Raw genomic sequence first — 17,892 nt, 5'->3', positions numbered from 1 at the left:
TCAACAAGAAAAATCTAAGACCCTAAATAACTTTATTTTTAGAATCTTCCTAAACAGTATACTGGAAAATTTTCCTGCACTTTTTAGGGATACTTTTTAGGGATAATAACGGCCCTTTTACGGCAGGAATTATTATAACCTCCTTAAAAATTAAGACACAAATTTTATATAACACCAAACCCATAATCGGAAGTATGTTTCCCCCATCCTAGTGCCACCAGGTTCCGGCTTCAGGAACATGACAATTAACGGGGAGTTAAAACATTTTGAAAGTGGAGAAAAACAAATCGCAGAGAGTTGTTTTATAAAAGGAGGAAAAATTAATGGATCCTATTCTTAGTAGCGGTGATACAGCCTGGATGTTAATATCCACCGCTTTGGTAATTTTAATGACTATACCCGGAGTGGCTCTCTTTTACGGTGGGCTCATACGCCGAGAAAATGTGTTAAATACATTGTTTCTATCGTTCATAACCTTTTCCATAGTAAGTGTACTCTGGTTCATCTACGGATACGATATGGTCTTCAGTACCGATATATGGGGAGTTATAGGGGCTATAAGTAATCCATTCTTCAATGGAGTATTAGAATCAGGTGCCCTTTCTAGCTACGCACCAACCATACCACAGGGACTCTATGCCGTGTTCCAGATGACATTTGCCGCCATCACCGTGGCCCTTATCAGTGGTGCCGTTGTAGAGAGAATGAAATTCTCAGCATGGCTGGCCTTTGTACCTCTATGGTTGACCCTGGTTTACATGCCCATTGCCCACTGGGTATGGGGTGGAGGATGGCTTTTTCAGATGGGTGTCCTGGACTTTGCCGGAGGAATAGTAGTGCATCTAAGCTCAGGTGTGGCTGCCCTGGCTATGGTCTTACTAGTAGGAATACGGAAAAATGCTAAATTACTTCCCCATCACCTTGGTTATTCCGTAATTGGTACCGGTCTTTTATGGTTCGGTTGGTTCGGATTTAACGCCGGTTCCGCATTGGGTGCCAGTAATCTGGCAGTTTCGGCCATGATAGTAACCAACACCTCGGCGGCCATGGGGATGCTGGCCTGGGTACTCATGGACAAAATCAACACCGGGAAACCAACGCTTTTAGGTGCTCTATCAGGAGCAATAGCTGGTTTAGCAACCATAACCCCTGCTGCAGGTTACGTGAATGTCACTTCTGCACTAATCATTGGTTTCGTATCGTCAATAATATGTTACTATGCTGTAAGCCATTTAAAACCATTAATCGGCTACGATGATGCCCTGGATGTATTTGGAATCCATGGAATGTCCGGAATCATTGGCACCCTGGCTGTAGGTATATTTGCCACCCCCCTTATAAACAGCGCCATAAAAGGAGGAGTTATAGCCGGTAATCCCGCACAACTGGGAATTCAGCTACTGGCCATAGTGGTTGTGGGACTTTACTCATTTATAGTCACCTACATTATTGGTATGGTTATTGACCGGACCATAGGTCTGAGAGTGGAAGAAGAACACGAAGTACAGGGCCTGGATATTAACCTACATGAGGAATCCGGTTACAGACTGTCATAGGCAGCTATAAATAATACAAAACGGTCATAGTCACTCATAAGAGAATCATGAGGTTATTAAATGAAAAAAATAGTAACTATTATCAGACCTGACAAATTAGAAGATGTTAAGCAGGCCTTAGAAGAAATTGGATGCCTGGGGATGACTGTAAAAGAAGTTAAAGGAAGGGGAATACAGTTAGGAATCACAGAAAGTTACCGGGGCACGGACTACAAGGTGGATCTGTTACCCAAAACCCAGGTAGAAATTGTGGCCAAAACCGAGGAAGTGGAAAAAATTGTGGATACCATCGTCAAAAACGCCCAGACTGGTTGTATTGGTGACGGGAAAATTTTCATCTCCCCGGTAGAAGAAGTGGTACGTATCCGTACCGGAGAAAGGGGTGAAGACGCCATATAACTCCATCCTTCTCTCCCTAAACTCTTTTTTAAGTTTTAATTTTCTTCATTTTTTAACCACCATTATTTTTAAAAACAATATATTTTTTTAAAACGTCCCCCTCAGTGTAACAATTCTCAATGAAAAACCGGGAAAACATGCCAAAAATTCAGAGTATGTTACCTTTTGTCAGACTATGACCCAAACATTTATAAGGAGGAAGGTACAATGATCAGTTGTCGGAAGTATGCTTCCGATATCCGGTAAATTGGGGTGAATCTTCCATGAAATAAATCAACAAAACTGTGGAAAACATAATTAAACCTTTTAATTAACCCAAAATGCCATAAAACAATTTTAACACTGAAAAAAGTGTTTGTATCTTTGTTTACAAAATATATCTTAAAAAAAACCAAATATATGGATAATATGAATAAAGGAGGAATATATAAATGGACCCTGTATTAAACAGCGGCGATACCGCGTGGATGCTAATCTCCACTGCACTGGTAATGATCATGACCGTGCCGGGAGTAGCACTCTTCTACGGAGGTCTCACCAAGAAAGTAAATGTATTAAACACCATGTTCATGTCCCTTATTGCGTTCTCCATTGCCAGTATCATATGGGTACTCTATGGTTATCAGTTCGCCTTCGGAGAGGACATGTTAATGGGAATCATAGGAAATCCGGCTAATCTTCTATTCAGTGGAATAGGAGTGGATCAACTATCCACATTAGCCACAACCGTCCCTGAAACCGTATTTATAGCCTTCCAGATGACTTTTGCCGCCATCACCGTGGCCCTGGTCTCCGGTGCAGTGGTGGAGAGAATGAAAGTATCTTCCTGGATGGTATTCGTAGCGGCCTGGGTTTCCCTGGTATACGTACCTATAGCCCACTGGGTATGGGGTGGAGGATTCCTGGCACAGTTAGGAGCCCTGGACTTTGCCGGTGGTACCGTAGTACACATCAACTCTGGTGTGGCTGCCCTGGCCCTGATACTGTTACTAGGTAAAAGAAAAGACACCAAATTATTACCACACCAGCTCGGTTACTCCGTTCTCGGTGCCGCCCTACTGTGGTTTGGTTGGTTTGGATTCAACGCTGGTTCCGCATTAACTGCAGGTGGACTGGCAGGAAGTGCATTCATAGCCACTAACACTGCTGCTGCTGCAGCAATGGTCTCCTGGGTAATAATCGACTACCTCAAAACTGGTAAACCAACAGTACTGGGTGCAATATCCGGTGCCATAGCCGGTCTGGTGGCCATCACCCCGGCAGCAGGTTTCGTGACGGTGCAAGCCGCAGTGATCATTGGTCTGGTAACCAGTGTGGTTTCATACTTGTCCATAAGCTACCTAAAACCCAAACTGGGTTACGACGATGCTCTGGATGTATTCGGTATACACGGTATGTCCGGTTTATGGGGAGCACTGGCCACCGGTTTATTCGCCGCACCATTCATCAATGAACTGGGAACTGGATTGTTCTACGGTAACCCGGGACAGTTACTCACCCAGGTAATTGCCGTGGTAGTAGTAGCCGGTTACAGCTTCGTGGCCACACTCATAATTGGTAAAGTTATTGACCGAGTCATGGGACTTCGTGTGGAAGATAAAGAAGAAATTGAAGGACTGGACATCAACCTACATGAAGAAACTGGTTACCGAATTTAAGGCTGAGGTGATATGATGAAAGAAATTGTGGCCATAATCCGACCAAACAAATTAGACGAAGTCAAAGACGCCCTTGAAGAATTAGGATGCCATGGAATGACGGTGACTGAAGTTAAAGGCCGTGGTCGTCAGTTGGGCATAACCGAAAGTTACCGGGGAAGTGATTACCGCATTGACATGTTACCCAAAACCCGTCTGGAGATTGTGGTGGCCGATGAACAGGTAGATAATGTAATTGATAAAATAGTAAAAACCGCACAGACTGGAGATATTGGGGATGGGAAAATCTTCATTTCCCCGGTAGAAGAAGTTGTGCGTATAAGAACCGGAGAAAGAGGAAACGAGGCCGTCTAAAACCCTCCAAAAAAATCCACTTTCAAACCCCTCTTTCCTCTCTCCTTTTTTTATTTTTTTTAAACACTTGACATGACTCTTTAACGGACTCTTTTAAGTTTGCACATTTTTAAGATTATTATTCCAGTTAGATAATACTCGTTTTTCTGTGATTTTGGCCTCGCGATTGGTTAATTTTAAGGAATAGTATACTTTTAACAAAAATTAATTTAATCTAAAAATTAATTTATTCTAGTTTACTTAAACTGATCCTTTACCAAAAAATTAGTTAAACTGATCTTATTACCTAAAACCGATCCTTCCTTAACTAACGGTGATATCATGCCAGAACTACCCACCCTGGAGATCTATAAAAAATATTTTGATGAAACCTCCCTCCACCAGACCATTAACCACGTGCAAGTGGTAAGTCCAGAAGTTCTGGTGGGAAGCAGTAGTGAAGAGATTAAAAAAACATTATTAGGTCATGAGTTTATACAAAGCCGCAGGTACGGGAAATATCTTTTCGCCCAGATGGATAACGACCTTTTTTTGATAATGCACTTCGGGATGACGGGTTTCCTTTATTATGGCTCTGTTGATGGTTCCCGATACCCCCGTCTTTTGATAGAATTTTCCACCGGCAAATTTTTGTCCTTTGATGATGCCCGCAAATTTGGTAAGCTGGGCCTAACTCGCCATCCTGATGAATTCATTAAAGAGAAGAAATTAGGCCCTGATGCCCTGGAAATAAATTTCAAAAGTTTTAAAGAAGTTTTTAAAAACAAGAAAGGTATGATCAAACCCTTACTCCTGAACCAGCATGTTCTGGCGGGTATTGGTAATCTTTACGCCGATGAGATACTTTACCAGAGCCGGGTGCACCCCTTAACTCCAGCCCACCTCCTGGATAAGGAGGAATGGGAACAACTCTTTAATGATATGAAAAGGGTGCTTCAAAAGGCCATTGAATACCAGGATAAACCAGAGGCTCTCCCTGAATCATATCTTCTCCCCCATCGCCACCCGGGAGGTAAATGCCCTGCAGGGGGTAAATTAAACATCATACCGGTGGGTGGCCGTACTACCTATTTCTGCCCCCAACGGCAAAAAATAAAACATTAAATTTTGTCTTAAAAAAAGTTACTCGGATGGTCGCCAACATTCCATCATCCCTAAAAATCAATGAAAAGGGAAATAGCTAAAATTATATACTTCCTATTCATTTATTAAAATTGATCATCAACAGGATGTGGACCAACATGAAACGTAAAATAGGATTATTGGGAATTATAGGCTTATTCATACTAGTTGTTCTGGCCTCGGGGTGCACCGACCAAAAGAATAACCAGACTACTCCCGTTAACAATTCCAGCACAACCAATACCTCAACAGTTAAAGAAGTTGATGTATCGGCGAAAATGACTGGCCCAGCAACTGCAACCAAAGGAAGCACCGTAACCATAAACTGCAGTGTTACTAATAAGGGTTCTAAACCGGTTCAAAATGTTTTAGCACATAGTCAGGATTTTGACAAAAATTTGGGCACCCTTAACGCTGGTCAGACAAAAACCTTCACTTGGAACATGTACATACCTACTGATAAACAGGTCCAAGAGGACTTTGGAACTAACACCACCGTATCCAACCCATTTTCTATTGGAGGATTTGCAGTTACCTTCACCGATAATAACGGATCCAAACATACCATAAACTCCAATTCCCTGGAAATAAAACTGAGTTAGACCCTCTAAAATGATAGAGAATCCGTCAAAGAACATGTTTAACCTGAAATACCCGTAAACCGGGTATAACTTTTTTTTTGATTTTATTTTCATTGATTTTTAAGGATAAAATTACAAAAATGAGATAGGACCATAATAGCACGCTAGTTACGTGCTATTTTCAGAAAATAAGGGATTTTTGATAATATTTGGAATAACTCTACTTAAGATAACACTACTTAATTTATATGAAAATTAACAGTAAAAAAAAGTTTAAAAATAGGAGAATTACCATCCCCTATCCTGTAACCTTTCTGATTCTGGTATCTGACTTATTTCCAGTCCAGGCATGGCTTTACCCAGGTCACGGCTGACCTCAGCAATTAATTCGGCATCTTCGTAGTGGGCGGTTGCTTCGGCTATGGCTTTGGCCACTATTTCCGGGTTTTCGGATTTGAATATTCCACTTCCCACAAACACTCCGTCTGCTCCCAGCTGCATCATGAGGGCGGCATCGGCAGGGGTGGCCACTCCACCAGCGGCGAAGTTCACCACTGGCAGGCGACCCTGTTTCTGGGTTTCTTTAACCAGGTAAAACTGTGCTTCTTCCTGGCGGGCCACACTCCACAGTTCTTCTTCAGTTTTGTCCTGGAGTTCCCGGATGGTTCCCTGGATCATGCGCATGTGTCGGACTGCTTCCACCACGTTACCGGTTCCAGCTTCTCCTTTGGTCCTTATCATGGCTGCTCCTTCATCGATCCTGCGGAGAGCTTCTCCCAGGTTTCTTGCTCCGCAGACAAAGGGTATGGTGAATTGTTTTTTGTCAATGTGGTATTTTTCATCGGCCGGGGTGAGTACCTCACTCTCGTCGATCATGTCCACACCCAGTGCTTCCAGGACCTGGGCTTCCACAAAGTGACCGATACGTACCTTGGCCATCACCGGGATGCTCACGGCATCCATGATCTCGGTGACCTTACTGGGGTCAGCCATGCGGGCCACTCCTCCGGAGGCCCGTATATCTGCTGGCACCTTTTCCAGAGCCATTACGGACACAGCCCCTGCTTCTTCAGCAATGGCTGCTTGTTCAGCGTTAACTACATCCATGATCACTCCGCCCTTGGTCATCTTGGCAAAGCCCTTCTTTAAAAGTTCTGTTCCATGTAACATGTCATTTCCTCCGTAAAATCATGTGATTAATTAGAATGTTCTAAAAAATCCCATATGAAAAAATCCCATTTGAACACGTTTCCAGTAAACAATCGTTATCATTTTGTATTTATCCTGGAAACCGGGTCCATTGAAACTATTTCAGTAAAATTTTAAAAAATTTATAGTATAGATAATTAAGTCTCCTTAGGGGTTATTAAAATTTTGGAAGGAAACCTGAAAAACACAGTAAACAATAGCGACATAACTTTTACGGGGAAACAAGATCCTGATCATCCCCACCTATGCTTCAGAGAATTAATAGATAGGGGGTATGTAACTAAGAACTAGGGGCATGTAACTAGGAAACCCCACATAATAAATATTGTATTTTAGTTGTTGAGAAATATAAAGGGGGGTTTACTACGAAAGACCAGGAAGATCGGGCGGAGATAATTGTCAAATTAACCAGATACAAGGTAGTGTTAGAAGAAGAAAGACCTCGTCTGATTGAACAACTTTTTAAATATTATCATCAGGAAGAAGGGGAGGGAAATCCGCGGGAAATGGAAGATTTGGTTGATGGTCCTAAAAAGGTGAAATACATTAACTACGACAATCCCTACGAAGCCTATATTAGTGCACAGATACACCTGGATCAGGCGATGGTCCCTATACTGGAACAGCACATCGCGTTTTTGGAGGAAGGGGAGGATGTGGATCTGGTGCTGGAGTCCATGGAACACAGTATTTATCGGGTGAAGAAGCAGACCTACACCGATGTCCAGGAGTGGGAACAACTTCTCCACCACCTGCCCGCTGATCGATTGGAGGAAATTGAGAACAATCCCAAGGGCCCTGGTGATCTCCTCTTAAAAGAACTGATCTGGATTCAAAACTATGAAAGAAAATGGATGCAAAAATAGATTCCCCGACCAATAATAGATTTACAGACCCAATAATAGATTTACAGACGGAATAGATGAAAAACATTAATCAGTACCATTATTACCTTAACTTACTAATCAATAACTCTTTCTAATTAGTAAATCTATTGATTTATCAGCACTGTAAATTTTTGTAATGGACTGTATCTACTCAGATAGTATGTAAGTACATTTCGATTTAGTTCTTAGAAAATTTTTATAAAATTTTAAAAAAGAGAAAAAATTTCTGATGCCCAAAGATTCCCAAAAAAATCCTCCACGCAAATAATTAAAAATTAAAGGCTCTCACCGGTTACATCTCCATATTAATAATAATCATGTAAAATATAATAAAATTATAATAAATTTAAAGTATTACTTTTTACTAATTGATTACACACAATTTTGACAGCCCAGTTAAGAAAGGTAGTAGTGTGCCCTTTATGGTCTTAAACCACTACCCTAAAAATCATACACTCAAAGTTATATACTCTCCCATCAAAATATAGCCAGGAGTTGATTTAAATGGCCACTAAAGAAGCTGAAATGTTTTACAAACAAGCAATGTCATTTTTAGACCAGGGTAAAGTAGAAAAATCCATAGAATTTTTTAACAGTGCAATTGAAATTGATAAAGATTATGTTTCCGCCTGGAATGATAAAGGAGTAGCCCTCATGGAACTTGGGAACTATCCTGAGGCACTTAAATGCTTCGAAGAAGTGATCCGGTTAGAACCCGGTGATAACATGGCCTGGTATAACCGAGGATATGTACTTCTCATCCTGGAAGAATATCAGGAAGCAGTCAACACCTTCGATCTGTTCCTGGGCCGATACTCCAAAAAGAAGGATGATTTTTACAAATATGCATTATTCTTACGTGCTCAGGGATTATACCACCTTAAACAGTATGATGAAGCCTCAAAACTAATTAAAGAAGCTCTTAAGATAGATAAAAAATTCAAAGAAGCCCGGGATCTCTTAGAACTGGTGGGAAAAGAAAAGGCACAGTAAAAAAGGCATCTTGCACATAACAACCGATACAGCAAGATAACTAGTTATCCACCTTGATTAATTTTTCCAACCTTTTAATAGCCTGATATCTGTCTTTTTTTTCTAATCGAGCCTGCTGCAGAGATTCCTGCAGGGTCTCGATGGAATGATCGTATACTTCCCGGTTCACAGGGTAAGGGAATCCATCTTTACCCCCATGGGTGAAGCTATATTTTACTGGATCCTCCCAGCTGGGTTTATCTCCATAAACCAGATCGGAAATCAGGGCCAGGGCACGTATCTTCTTGGGCCCCATACCCTGTAAAGATATTAGTTCTTCATAACTTTCTGGTTGTAATTCCCAGGCATTATGTAGGATTTCAAATTCTTTAGGAGATAAATCTGTGTTCAACACAGGATGGTGACTGGGTAAAGTGAGTTGGGGGCAAAAAGCATCAAGGCTAGCCTGCTCCGCTCCCACATCCACCTTTTTCTGGAAGTACTTCTTCAGGTGTTCGGGGTTATCCAGTATCAGGTCCAGGCTGGTTTGTCGTGAATGAAAACTCTGATCAGCAGTCATATCCAGAGTCTTGGCTTCCTTCAGATCGCAACAGATACCATTGTGTGGCTCGTTAATATAGGTTTCCACTGAATCAGAGAGCCAGTGGTAACGGCGGGCATACTGAGTGGATTCATTCATACCCTGCTGCACCACTGACCAGTCCCCCCTCTCAGTTAAAAAGAACACATGATGATAGAGTTGATACCCGTCCTGAATGCAGGAATTATCTATTTTTGCGGAAATTTTACTGGCGTATACCAGGTCCTCCAGTTTTGCCGTGGACAGGGAAAACAATTCCCCCGCACCCTGGATTTCCTGAGGTGTTCGGCGAGAAGCACGACCTTTGCCTCCAGCAATGAGTATTCCATGTTCTTCTGGATTTATGGCTGTTTTAAGTGCCCCACAGGTGGTGGTGGTAGTACCGGAACTGTGCCAGTCAAATCCCAGTACACAAGAAAATGCCTGGAACCAGTACGGGTCAGAAACTCGGGTTAAAAATTCTTCAGGACCATATTCATATATAATGGCCTCGGTAACTGCTCCTGCCAGTTTTACCATTCGCTGGAAAAGCCAGCGCGGTGCACGGCCACCGTGAAGGGGTAGATTGGCCACCCCACTTCTAGAACTCATATCCATGTCTTTATTCCTTTTACAATATTAGTTTTGAGGGAGAGTAGAGGAGAAGTATTGGAACCTACTCGTATCTAATTCTTTGTGATCACAATCAAGGCGTAGATCAAACCACACCCACAAATATGGACCCTCCCTCTAATCTGGATAACATGAGGAGGGGAAGTTAGTATCGGGGAAAAGGAGATATACATCACTGAGGCCTATTTTAAAATCTTCTAAAAATAGGAGGTAATTAAATAATGAATAATGTTTATGGTTATGTATACTTATCCAGGAGTGAGTCCAGTTCTCCTAGAATGGCCTGGTTATTATCGTGTTGGAAGGTGAGATCTATGTTCTTACGGTATTCTTCCAAACGTGAGAGGAAGTTGGCAATATCCTCTTCCTCCAGATCCTGGTGGAACTCACCGTAACCCAACCGGTCCATGTAAATCGCGTTTAAAATCTGTTCGAACTGTTTTTTAACCGGAACACTTAATACTGGTTTTCCCAGGTACAGTGCCTCGCTGATAAGGGTAAATCCTCCGTTGGCAATAACTGCCCGGGCCCGGGCCAGGTCCTGGAAAAACTCATCCTCATTGAAATTCTTAAACCGTAGATTTTCATCCCTACCATCCTGGTGAAATCCATAGACAATGAATTCATCATCAAATTTCTTTAAAATATCCAGCAATTTCACATTGGAATCACTGGTCTGGTAAACCAGGACATGCTCCCCGTTGTATGGTTTAAGGTTCATGATGGCCTCACGCAGTACTGGGGGGAAATATTTGCTTTTTTCAGGGTTTTTAAGGGGAGGATAAAAGTAACTGGTGATGAGATAGAAAGTGGGCATTTGAATAAAGGATCGCACCACACCTTCAGCAGCTATTCTTTCCGTGCGAAATTTGCTCGGAACATCGAGTTCTGCCTGGGTAAGGACATGCATGTTATCCAGACTGATAAGTGGAAGACGTAAAATCTTGGATAGTAAATTGGAGTAGAACTCAAAATCGGAAATGATAACCTGGGGCTTTACTGCCTTGGCCACACTGTACATTAACCTTAAACTTTTTTTCAAATCACCAGGGAGGTCTTTCATCCCCTTGATGAATGTTTTAGTGTTCTGAACGGTGTTATCCTCGTATACTGTGTTGAAACCACCTATCTCGTAGACATTGTCAAAATGCTGGGACAGATAAGTGTAGGCACGGTCCGAGGCAAATATGTGAACTTCGTTCTTTTGGGTTAGATGATGGAGAAGTACCTTAGCCCGGATAGCATGACCCATACCTTCTCCGCATACTGAATAAATTATTCTTTTGGTATCGGGATGGCCGAAGGTGTAATCCAGATCTTCGGCAGTGATCTGCTTACCTCGGAACTGGTAGAATGTACTTTTAGCATATTTGAAGGCCACATTACGTAAACCTTCTTCCTGGAGACGTCGGGTTGAAACCAGGAGTTTTGGACTTCTTAAAACCTTAAATTGGCTGATGGCACCAATACGTTCAATGTAATCTGTGTCCTCCCCAAAGTCCAGGTCTTCGTCAAATCCTTCCACCTCCTGGTGGAGTTTTTTAGTGGTTACTATGCCGTAGCAGCCTGCTCCGTGGGGTTTGATCTTTTCCACTTTTCTCATGAAAAAATTGGCAAAATCATGGGTTATTTTATTCAGAAAACTATCTCTTAAAGGGGCGATTTGGGTGATGGCAATCCCCAGTTCTCTTTCTTGAAATTCATCCACACACAACTCCAAGTAATCCCTGGTTAAAATCACATCAGAATCTAAAAAAAGGAAATACGTTCCCTGGGCTATATCTGCACCACGGTTGCGGCCCACTGCTGGGAGACCCCCCTCCACGATTTTACACCCGAACTCCTGAGCTATATCCCTGGTACTATCTTTAGATCCTGCATCAGCCACTATGACCTCATAATCCCTGAAATCTTGTCTTTTTATACTTTCCAGGAGGTGAGGGAGGTAATTTTCCTCGTTAAAGGTGGGTATAATAATTGAAAGTTTCATTTTCCTCGTTATGCTATTTTTTTCTTTTATTTTTAATATTTTCGGACCCTAAAAGTAGGAAAAGAAATTCCAGGTCATGAAAAATCCCTGGGCACGGCCCTGGTAAGTCTTGAAAAGACTTTCTAAAGTGTTTTTATCACTGACACTGGTGTCAGTACGTATAACTGTCCGGTTACCCTGTTGATCAATGCTTAACACCTTATAACCACTAAGATCAACTGGTTCAAACTGGTTTACGACGGTTATCTCATGGTAAGAGCTGTTGTTCCCGGCAAGTTCCAGGCCCAATCCTGAAAGGGCCACCAGGAGAATGAGGCCCACCGGTAAAACCAGTTGGCGGAACTGGAAAGGTCTCTTTAAAAAGTAGAGAATGAATAAAAGGCCCATACCTATTAGTAGAGGTTGGCTGTATAATCCACCGTCTACCATTCCAATGAGGGTGAGAGTTAGGGCAAAGGCCAGTAATATCCGATAAATCACACTTCTATTGTTTAACGACAGAAGGCCAGTTATGTATGCCAGGGGAAGGGTTATGAATATTAAGTAAGCCCAGGGAACCACTTCCGAGTACAGGCTACTTCCGGTGTGAACATGTTCCGGCACCAGACCCACAAAATTATCAGCCAGATGTCCGAAGACTGATTTAAACACGTGAGAGTGCATGGGGCTGGTGGTGGTGGAGGTGGGGTTGGTGGAGACAAAAATGGTTAAAGGGGACACTCCGTATTTCAATCGAATGGAGACCTCAATTAAAAGGCTCACCAGACAGGTTAAAAAGATGATGAGTATGGTCCATTTAAGGAACCGTTTACCATCTGGACTAAAATCATGAGCACGATTCTTTACTGGTGCTAAAAAACCCCTATTATTGATCAGAGAGTTTAAAATAAGGAAACTACCCATTAAAACCATTAAAAGTACTGCTTTGCCCTCGGATGAACCAGATAAAAGTGGCCAGGTGATCATCATTACCAGCTGGTCCAGGGGGGATGTGGCATAGATTACCAACCCCAGCAGTACTAATATGATTCCAGCTAACCCTGTCCTGTCTATTTTCACTATTATCACCATGAAAAATAATATTTTTGAGTTTATACCCGTTTTAAGCTTAAATTTACGTAGTGGATAATTAACCCGGTGTTAACTAACTTCCAGCATTCGTTCCACGGCAATTCTGGCCTTTAAAGCAATTTCCGGTGGTACTTTAACCTGGAATTTCTCTTCCTGGAGTGATTCCTTAACTTTTTGCAGATTGTGTAGTTTCATATTTTCACAGATAGCCTCATCCAGTAGGGGGTAGATGATTTTATCCGGGTTTTCCCGGCGGAGCCGGGTTACCATATCCACTTCCGTACCAATTAAGAAATTTTTACGGTCAGAGCCAGCCACGTGGCGCATCATTCCCCCGGTACTTAGTATGTGATCCGCTATTTCCTGTACTTCAGCATCACACTCGGGATGTACCAGTACCTCGGCATCGGGATAGTTTTCCCTGGAGAAGGTAACATCTCCTATGTTGAACATCTTATGAACGTAACAATAACCCTCTTCAGGAATGGGGATTATTTCTTTATCTGTCCTTTTTTGTACGTAACTGGCCAGGTTCATATCCGGACCAAAGAGTATCTGATCCGCATCTAGACTTTCCACCACCTGAACTGCATTGGCAGAGGTACATAATATATCTGCTTCGGCCTTTGCTTCTGCCAGGGTATTCACGTACAGCACCACCTGTGCCTGAGGATATTTGTCTTTGTACTTTTTAACCTCTTCTGCAGGGAGCATGTGTGCCATGGGACATTCTGCCTGGGGGTCCGGTATTAATATCTTTTTTTCTGGGTTTAAAATGGCTGCAGTTTCAGCCATAAAGTCCACTCCGCAGAAGACCACCAGATCCGCGTCTTCTATCTGGGAGGCAGTGATACACAGTTCCAGAGAATCCCCCAAAAAATCTGCTATCTCCTGTATTGGTGCGGTTTGATAATTATGAGCCAGTATTACGGCATTTTTCTCTTCTTTAAGTTTAAGAATTTCTTCTTGCTCTTTATTCAACCTAAACTCTCCTTTAAATTAGGTTAATGGATGAAAGCCCTTTGAGTGATTAAATTTATAAAAAAGATGATTAAATAAATGGGCATTTATGATATATATTAGGATGTTTTATAGTTTCCCCTAAAAAAACTTTTCCCTTCCATTTGAGAAAGCCTGAAAACAATCATCCTGGACTTTAACATCCTTAAAATAAGAATAATTGATTTTCATCAATTAAAAACCTATTTAGATTAATCTACCTCTGCACCCTCCAGGGCACATTGGCAGGGGCAATTTCTCCCCGCAGGGATGTTCATAAGGGAGTGGTAAATGAGTTGGGTGAGTGATTTCTTCTTCTCCTCCAGCATCTCAAATACTTCATCTATGGTGATTTTATCCGGAGAAACTGATGCCGCATAATTGGATACCATACAGATGGAGGCGTAGCACATTTCAAGTTCACGGGCCAGTACCACCTCGGGAAGACCAGTCATACCCACCACTGTTCCCCCCATCTGGCGGAACATCTTGATTTCTGCCGGGGTTTCAAAACGAGGCCCCTCAGTACATACATAGACCCCTCCCGGGACCAGTTTACCATCCACACTCTCAGCAGCCCGGTTTATGGTTTCAGCCAGCTCCGGACAGTAGGGCTGGGTGACATCCACGTGTACCACCTGGTCATCGTAAAAGGTGAAAGGCCTTTTCCTGGTGAAATCAAGAAAATCATCAGGTAATAGAAAGTCACCGGGCTTAATGGATTCATCAAGGGATCCCACCGCGTTGGTGGCAATAATGCGATCCACACCCAGCATCTTAAGGGCGTATACATTGGCCCGGTAATTGATCATGTGGGGGGGATTATCATGACCCTCACGGTGCCGGGGGATAAAGGCCACCTCCTGATCATCAAAAGTTAAAATAGATACCGGGGGAGATTCACCAAAGGGTGTATTTAAAACCTTTTTTTCCTTCAAATCTCCCAGTTCAACTATCTGGTACACTCCTGTACCACCAATTATTCCTATCATTCCCTATTCTCCCTGTATAAAAAGAAATTATCCCTTGGCCACTCCCATAGGCACCATTCTTCCCACCAACTTGGAAATACCAGCCCGGTGGGCGGTTTGAACTACCTGATCCACGTCTTTGTAGGCTCCAGGTGCTTCTTCTGCCACCACCGGCATGGAATTGGCCTTCACGTAGATTCCTCTTCCTTCCAGGATTTTAAGGATATCTTCACCACGGTAGTTACGTTTGGCACCGGCACGGCTCATCTGGCGTCCGGCACCGTGGGCAGTGGAACCGAAGGTTTCTTCCATTGCAGTCTGGGTACCATGCAGGACGTAAGAAGAAGTTCCCATGGTTCCTGGAATGAACACTGGCTGACCAGTTTTCTGGTAATCTGCCGGCAATTCCTTTCTTCCCGGCCCAAATGCCCGGGTTGCTCCTTTCCGGTGGACATATAACTGGGTTTCCCGTCCTTTGATGTTGTGCATTTCCTTTTTGGCAATGTTATGGGCCACATCGTAAACAATTCCCATGCCCATGTCCTCGGCGTCACGATGGAAGACTTGTTCAAAGGATTCCCGGACCCAGTGCACGATCATCTGTCGGTTGGTCCAGGCGTAGTTAGCAGCGGCAGCCATTGCCGCGAAATAATCTTGAGCTTCTTCAGATTCTACTGGGGCACAGGCTAACTGCCGGTCTGGCAGGTCAATTTTGTATCGCTTGGCAGCTTTGTCCATGGTTCGCAGGTAATCACTGCATACCTGATGTCCACATCCCCGGCTTCCAGAATGGATCAGGACGGTTACCTGTCCTTTTTCCAGCCCGAAAGTCCGGGCGGCATCCTCATCGAATATTTCATCTACCTTCTGGACTTCCAGGAAATGGTTACCCGAGCCCAGGCTACCCAGCTGAGGTATGCCCCTTTTTTTAGCTTTGTCACTGACCTTGGCTGAATCGGCATCATCCATACAACCGTTTTCTTCCAGATACTCCAGGTCTTTTTCCCAGCCGTAACCATTTTCCACAGCCCATTGGGCCCCGTTATCCAGAACATCATCTATTTCACCTTCTTTAAGGCGTATTTTGCCTTTACTACCTACACCTGAAGGTATGTTTCGGAACATTACATCGATGAGTTCTTTGATCTTGGGTTGAACATCTTCCAGGGTGAGATTGGTGCGGAGGAGTCTTACTCCACAGTTTATGTCAAAACCAACACCACCCGGACTTATAACTCCTGTACGGCTGCTGAATGCTCCCACTCCACCTATACTAAATCCATAGCCAAAGTGGATGTCCGGGAGTCCTATGGAGAATTTTTGTATCCCGGGTAAACTGGCTACGTTGGCCACCTGATCCACTGCTCCCTGTTCCAGGGATTTTACAGCCTCATCATCAAGATAAATTCGACCAGGCACCCTCATTTCCTTTTTATAATCTCCGGGAACTTCCCAAACACAATCGCGTACCTTTTTTAGTGTTTCTTCCATGACCATAATAATTCAGTCTCCTATTTTAGTACAATATCAATATTAAGGTTATTTTATCCTACTCATCCATTGAAAAGTTAGATTAAAATCTAATATTTGGTTAAAGATAAAAACTTGGTAGTTAGATATGATATTGGTTCTATCTATTATACCAAGATTTCTATTTTATTAAAAAATCTAAAAAACATGTCCCTCCTGCCGAGGTGGAGTAGTTGAAAATAAATAATTACCTTTCTATATAGGATTACCTTTCCTAATACTGGCAAAAAATAGGTTTATTCATAATAATCGATTACTCATATAATCAGGAGTGATTTACCCATGGAACCTGAAATAGATGAAGGAATAAGTGAAAAAGATGTTATGGGCTTGATGCATGTTTTCACCCGCGTCCCGCCCCTGGTGTTGAAGATGGTGGTAAAGGGGAATAAGAACGTGGTTAGATCATTCGAAGCACAAGTAAGGGATCATTACCAGCAGTTAACCACGGAAGAAAAGGTTAAAGTGGAAAAAGTGTTGGAAATGCCTGTATCTGAACTTCAAAGAATCCTCCAGAATGTTTACCTGGAAACACACCAGAAACAGCTTAAAATCCTTGCCGACCCCGGTGCAGAACCATTCATTACCCTGAATCTCCAGGAACTTAGAAAGATGTTAAACTCCCCCGATCTTTAGACCGAAGTTAGTAAGATATCTAAATGATTAGTAAATGCCCCAATGGTTAGTAAGGTGTGCTTAATTGGCCAGTAAGGTGTCTAAATGAGATATGATCTGCACATTCATTCCAAATACTCGTTAGATGGGTTAATAGAACCTGAAATCATTGTCAAAACCGCAAAAAATCAGGGATTATCCGGGATAGCCGTAACTGATCACCATACCATTAGGGGTGGTTTGGAAACTAAAAAAATTTCCCCGGAGGATCTGGAAGTCATAGTAGGTTCGGAGATAGGGACAGAACGCGGTGAGGTTATAGGTCTTTTCCTGTCGGAAGAAATTGTTTCACACCGATTGGTGGAGGTTGTGGATGAAATAAGAGAACAGGACGGACTGGTAGTTCTCCCCCACCCCTTTGACCAGCTGCGGGGAAGTGGAATCCAACCAGCCAAGGAGGATGCTAAACTGGCCGACTGTGTTGAAATTTTTAACTCTCGTTGTTTGCGTGATTCATACAATGAAAAAGCCAGGATTTATGCCGAAAAGCATTCTTTGCATGGTTCTGCGGGAAGCGATGCTCATTTTGCTCGTGAAATTGGCAACGCCAGTGTGAATATTTCCTCGGGTAACCTTCGAAAGGATCTTTTGAAGGGAAATTTCACTATTCTCGGCAGGAAATCTTCGTTAATTAATCTGGGGCTGACCGAAATAGTGAAAACATGGCGGAAAACCGTACCCAGATGAATTAAATAAAATAGAATT

The 17,892-nt window shown here is 42.7% G+C and carries 17 protein-coding genes; 10 read left to right on the top strand and 7 right to left on the bottom strand.

Going from position 1 to position 17,892, the window contains the following annotated elements; all coding sequences use genetic code 11:
• Positions 1 to 323: 323 nt before the first annotated feature.
• The 6 genes from QC759_RS04300 (at position 324) to QC759_RS04275 (ending at position 5,691) form a co-directional block, all read left to right on the top strand.
• Entirely contained in the window at positions 324 to 1,556 is a 1,233-nt protein-coding gene (locus QC759_RS04300) for an ammonium transporter (protein ID WP_048072254.1), read from the top strand.
• Between the two features lie 60 nt (positions 1,557 to 1,616).
• Positions 1,617 to 1,955 (top strand): P-II family nitrogen regulator, encoded by a 339-nt coding sequence (locus tag QC759_RS04295; RefSeq protein WP_048072255.1) that lies wholly within the window; start codon positions 1,617 to 1,619, stop codon positions 1,953 to 1,955.
• A gap of 431 nt (positions 1,956 to 2,386) precedes the next feature.
• The gene (locus QC759_RS04290) at positions 2,387 to 3,613 is read left to right on the top strand and encodes an ammonium transporter (RefSeq protein ID WP_048072256.1); all 1,227 of its coding nucleotides are present in this window, start codon (positions 2,387 to 2,389) and stop codon (positions 3,611 to 3,613) included.
• Between the two features lie 15 nt (positions 3,614 to 3,628).
• On the top strand, positions 3,629 to 3,967 hold the full coding sequence (locus QC759_RS04285; protein ID WP_048072257.1) for a P-II family nitrogen regulator: 339 nt from the start codon (positions 3,629 to 3,631) through the stop codon (positions 3,965 to 3,967).
• A 321-nt stretch (positions 3,968 to 4,288) separates the two neighbouring features.
• On the top strand, positions 4,289 to 5,071 hold the full coding sequence (locus tag QC759_RS04280) for an Fpg/Nei family DNA glycosylase (RefSeq protein WP_048072258.1): 783 nt from the start codon (positions 4,289 to 4,291) through the stop codon (positions 5,069 to 5,071).
• Between the two features lie 125 nt (positions 5,072 to 5,196).
• The gene (locus QC759_RS04275) at positions 5,197 to 5,691 is read left to right on the top strand and encodes a methane monooxygenase/ammonia monooxygenase subunit B (protein ID WP_279383595.1); all 495 of its coding nucleotides are present in this window, start codon (positions 5,197 to 5,199) and stop codon (positions 5,689 to 5,691) included.
• A gap of 267 nt (positions 5,692 to 5,958) precedes the next feature.
• Here the strand turns inward: QC759_RS04275 and pdxS are convergent, their stop codons facing one another.
• Positions 5,959 to 6,840: a pyridoxal 5'-phosphate synthase lyase subunit PdxS gene (gene pdxS / locus QC759_RS04270; protein ID WP_048072260.1), complete on the bottom strand. Its 882-nt coding sequence runs from the start codon at positions 6,838 to 6,840 to the stop codon at positions 5,959 to 5,961.
• A gap of 461 nt (positions 6,841 to 7,301) precedes the next feature.
• Between pdxS and QC759_RS04265 the strand changes: the two genes are divergently transcribed.
• Together QC759_RS04265 and QC759_RS04260 are read left to right on the top strand one after the other, a co-directional pair.
• The gene (locus tag QC759_RS04265; protein WP_048072261.1) at positions 7,302 to 7,745 is read left to right on the top strand and encodes a hypothetical protein; all 444 of its coding nucleotides are present in this window, start codon (positions 7,302 to 7,304) and stop codon (positions 7,743 to 7,745) included.
• 525 nt (positions 7,746 to 8,270) lie between these two features.
• Positions 8,271 to 8,759, top strand: a complete 489-nt coding sequence (locus tag QC759_RS04260; RefSeq protein ID WP_048072262.1) for a tetratricopeptide repeat protein — start codon at positions 8,271 to 8,273, stop codon at positions 8,757 to 8,759.
• A gap of 40 nt (positions 8,760 to 8,799) precedes the next feature.
• Here QC759_RS04260 and QC759_RS04255 read toward each other — a convergent pair whose 3' ends face one another.
• The 6 genes from QC759_RS04255 to QC759_RS04230 all read right to left on the bottom strand — a co-directional run bounded on the left by QC759_RS04255 (position 8,800) and on the right by QC759_RS04230 (position 16,479).
• On the bottom strand, positions 8,800 to 9,930 hold the full coding sequence (locus QC759_RS04255) for a DUF763 domain-containing protein (protein WP_048073816.1): 1,131 nt from the start codon (positions 9,928 to 9,930) through the stop codon (positions 8,800 to 8,802).
• Positions 9,931 to 10,189: 259 nt separating this feature from the next.
• Entirely contained in the window at positions 10,190 to 11,941 is a 1,752-nt protein-coding gene (locus QC759_RS04250; RefSeq protein WP_048072263.1) for an MJ1255/VC2487 family glycosyltransferase, read from the bottom strand.
• Positions 11,942 to 11,989: 48 nt separating this feature from the next.
• Positions 11,990 to 13,000: a hypothetical protein gene (locus QC759_RS04245; protein ID WP_048072264.1), complete on the bottom strand. Its 1,011-nt coding sequence runs from the start codon at positions 12,998 to 13,000 to the stop codon at positions 11,990 to 11,992.
• 81 nt (positions 13,001 to 13,081) lie between these two features.
• Positions 13,082 to 13,993 (bottom strand): quinolinate synthase, encoded by a 912-nt coding sequence (gene nadA, locus QC759_RS04240; protein ID WP_048072265.1) that lies wholly within the window; start codon positions 13,991 to 13,993, stop codon positions 13,082 to 13,084.
• A 230-nt stretch (positions 13,994 to 14,223) separates the two neighbouring features.
• Positions 14,224 to 15,003: an S-methyl-5'-thioadenosine phosphorylase gene (mtnP, locus tag QC759_RS04235; RefSeq protein ID WP_048072266.1), complete on the bottom strand. Its 780-nt coding sequence runs from the start codon at positions 15,001 to 15,003 to the stop codon at positions 14,224 to 14,226.
• 27 nt (positions 15,004 to 15,030) lie between these two features.
• Positions 15,031 to 16,479: an RtcB family protein gene (locus tag QC759_RS04230; protein ID WP_048072267.1), complete on the bottom strand. Its 1,449-nt coding sequence runs from the start codon at positions 16,477 to 16,479 to the stop codon at positions 15,031 to 15,033.
• A 315-nt stretch (positions 16,480 to 16,794) separates the two neighbouring features.
• Between QC759_RS04230 and QC759_RS04225 the strand changes: the two genes are divergently transcribed.
• Both QC759_RS04225 and QC759_RS04220 read left to right on the top strand, forming a co-directional pair.
• Positions 16,795 to 17,148, top strand: a complete 354-nt coding sequence (locus QC759_RS04225) for a hypothetical protein (protein ID WP_048072268.1) — start codon at positions 16,795 to 16,797, stop codon at positions 17,146 to 17,148.
• An 84-nt stretch (positions 17,149 to 17,232) separates the two neighbouring features.
• Positions 17,233 to 17,874, top strand: a complete 642-nt coding sequence (locus QC759_RS04220; protein ID WP_048072269.1) for a PHP domain-containing protein — start codon at positions 17,233 to 17,235, stop codon at positions 17,872 to 17,874.
• Positions 17,875 to 17,892 lie beyond the last annotated feature (18 nt).

This window comes from Methanobacterium formicicum, from assembly GCF_029848115.1.
GTDB classification, from domain to species: Archaea; Methanobacteriota; Methanobacteria; order Methanobacteriales; family Methanobacteriaceae; genus Methanobacterium; species Methanobacterium formicicum.
The sequence above is the reverse complement of the archived record's forward strand: the minus strand, read 5'-3'. Positions and strand labels throughout refer to the sequence as shown.

What these genes read in the sequence shown, in the direction of transcription:
- QC759_RS04300 (WP_048072254.1), top strand. Translation starts at nt 324, where the DNA reads ATGGATCCTATTCTTAGTAGCGGTGATACAGCCTGGATGTTAATATCC.
- QC759_RS04295 (WP_048072255.1), top strand. Translation starts at nt 1,617, where the DNA reads ATGAAAAAAATAGTAACTATTATCAGACCTGACAAATTAGAAGATGTT.
- QC759_RS04290 (WP_048072256.1), top strand. Translation starts at nt 2,387, where the DNA reads ATGGACCCTGTATTAAACAGCGGCGATACCGCGTGGATGCTAATCTCC.
- QC759_RS04285 (WP_048072257.1), top strand. Translation starts at nt 3,629, where the DNA reads ATGAAAGAAATTGTGGCCATAATCCGACCAAACAAATTAGACGAAGTC.
- QC759_RS04280 (WP_048072258.1), top strand. Translation starts at nt 4,289, where the DNA reads ATGCCAGAACTACCCACCCTGGAGATCTATAAAAAATATTTTGATGAA.
- QC759_RS04275 (WP_279383595.1), top strand. Translation starts at nt 5,197, where the DNA reads ATGTGGACCAACATGAAACGTAAAATAGGATTATTGGGAATTATAGGC.
- pdxS (WP_048072260.1), bottom strand. Translation starts at nt 6,840, where the DNA reads ATGTTACATGGAACAGAACTTTTAAAGAAGGGCTTTGCCAAGATGACC.
- QC759_RS04260 (WP_048072262.1), top strand. Translation starts at nt 8,271, where the DNA reads ATGGCCACTAAAGAAGCTGAAATGTTTTACAAACAAGCAATGTCATTT.
- QC759_RS04255 (WP_048073816.1), bottom strand. Translation starts at nt 9,930, where the DNA reads ATGAGTTCTAGAAGTGGGGTGGCCAATCTACCCCTTCACGGTGGCCGT.
- QC759_RS04250 (WP_048072263.1), bottom strand. Translation starts at nt 11,941, where the DNA reads ATGAAACTTTCAATTATTATACCCACCTTTAACGAGGAAAATTACCTC.
- mtnP (WP_048072266.1), bottom strand. Translation starts at nt 15,003, where the DNA reads ATGATAGGAATAATTGGTGGTACAGGAGTGTACCAGATAGTTGAACTG.
- QC759_RS04230 (WP_048072267.1), bottom strand. Translation starts at nt 16,479, where the DNA reads ATGGTCATGGAAGAAACACTAAAAAAGGTACGCGATTGTGTTTGGGAA.
- QC759_RS04225 (WP_048072268.1), top strand. Translation starts at nt 16,795, where the DNA reads ATGGAACCTGAAATAGATGAAGGAATAAGTGAAAAAGATGTTATGGGC.
- QC759_RS04220 (WP_048072269.1), top strand. Translation starts at nt 17,233, where the DNA reads ATGAGATATGATCTGCACATTCATTCCAAATACTCGTTAGATGGGTTA.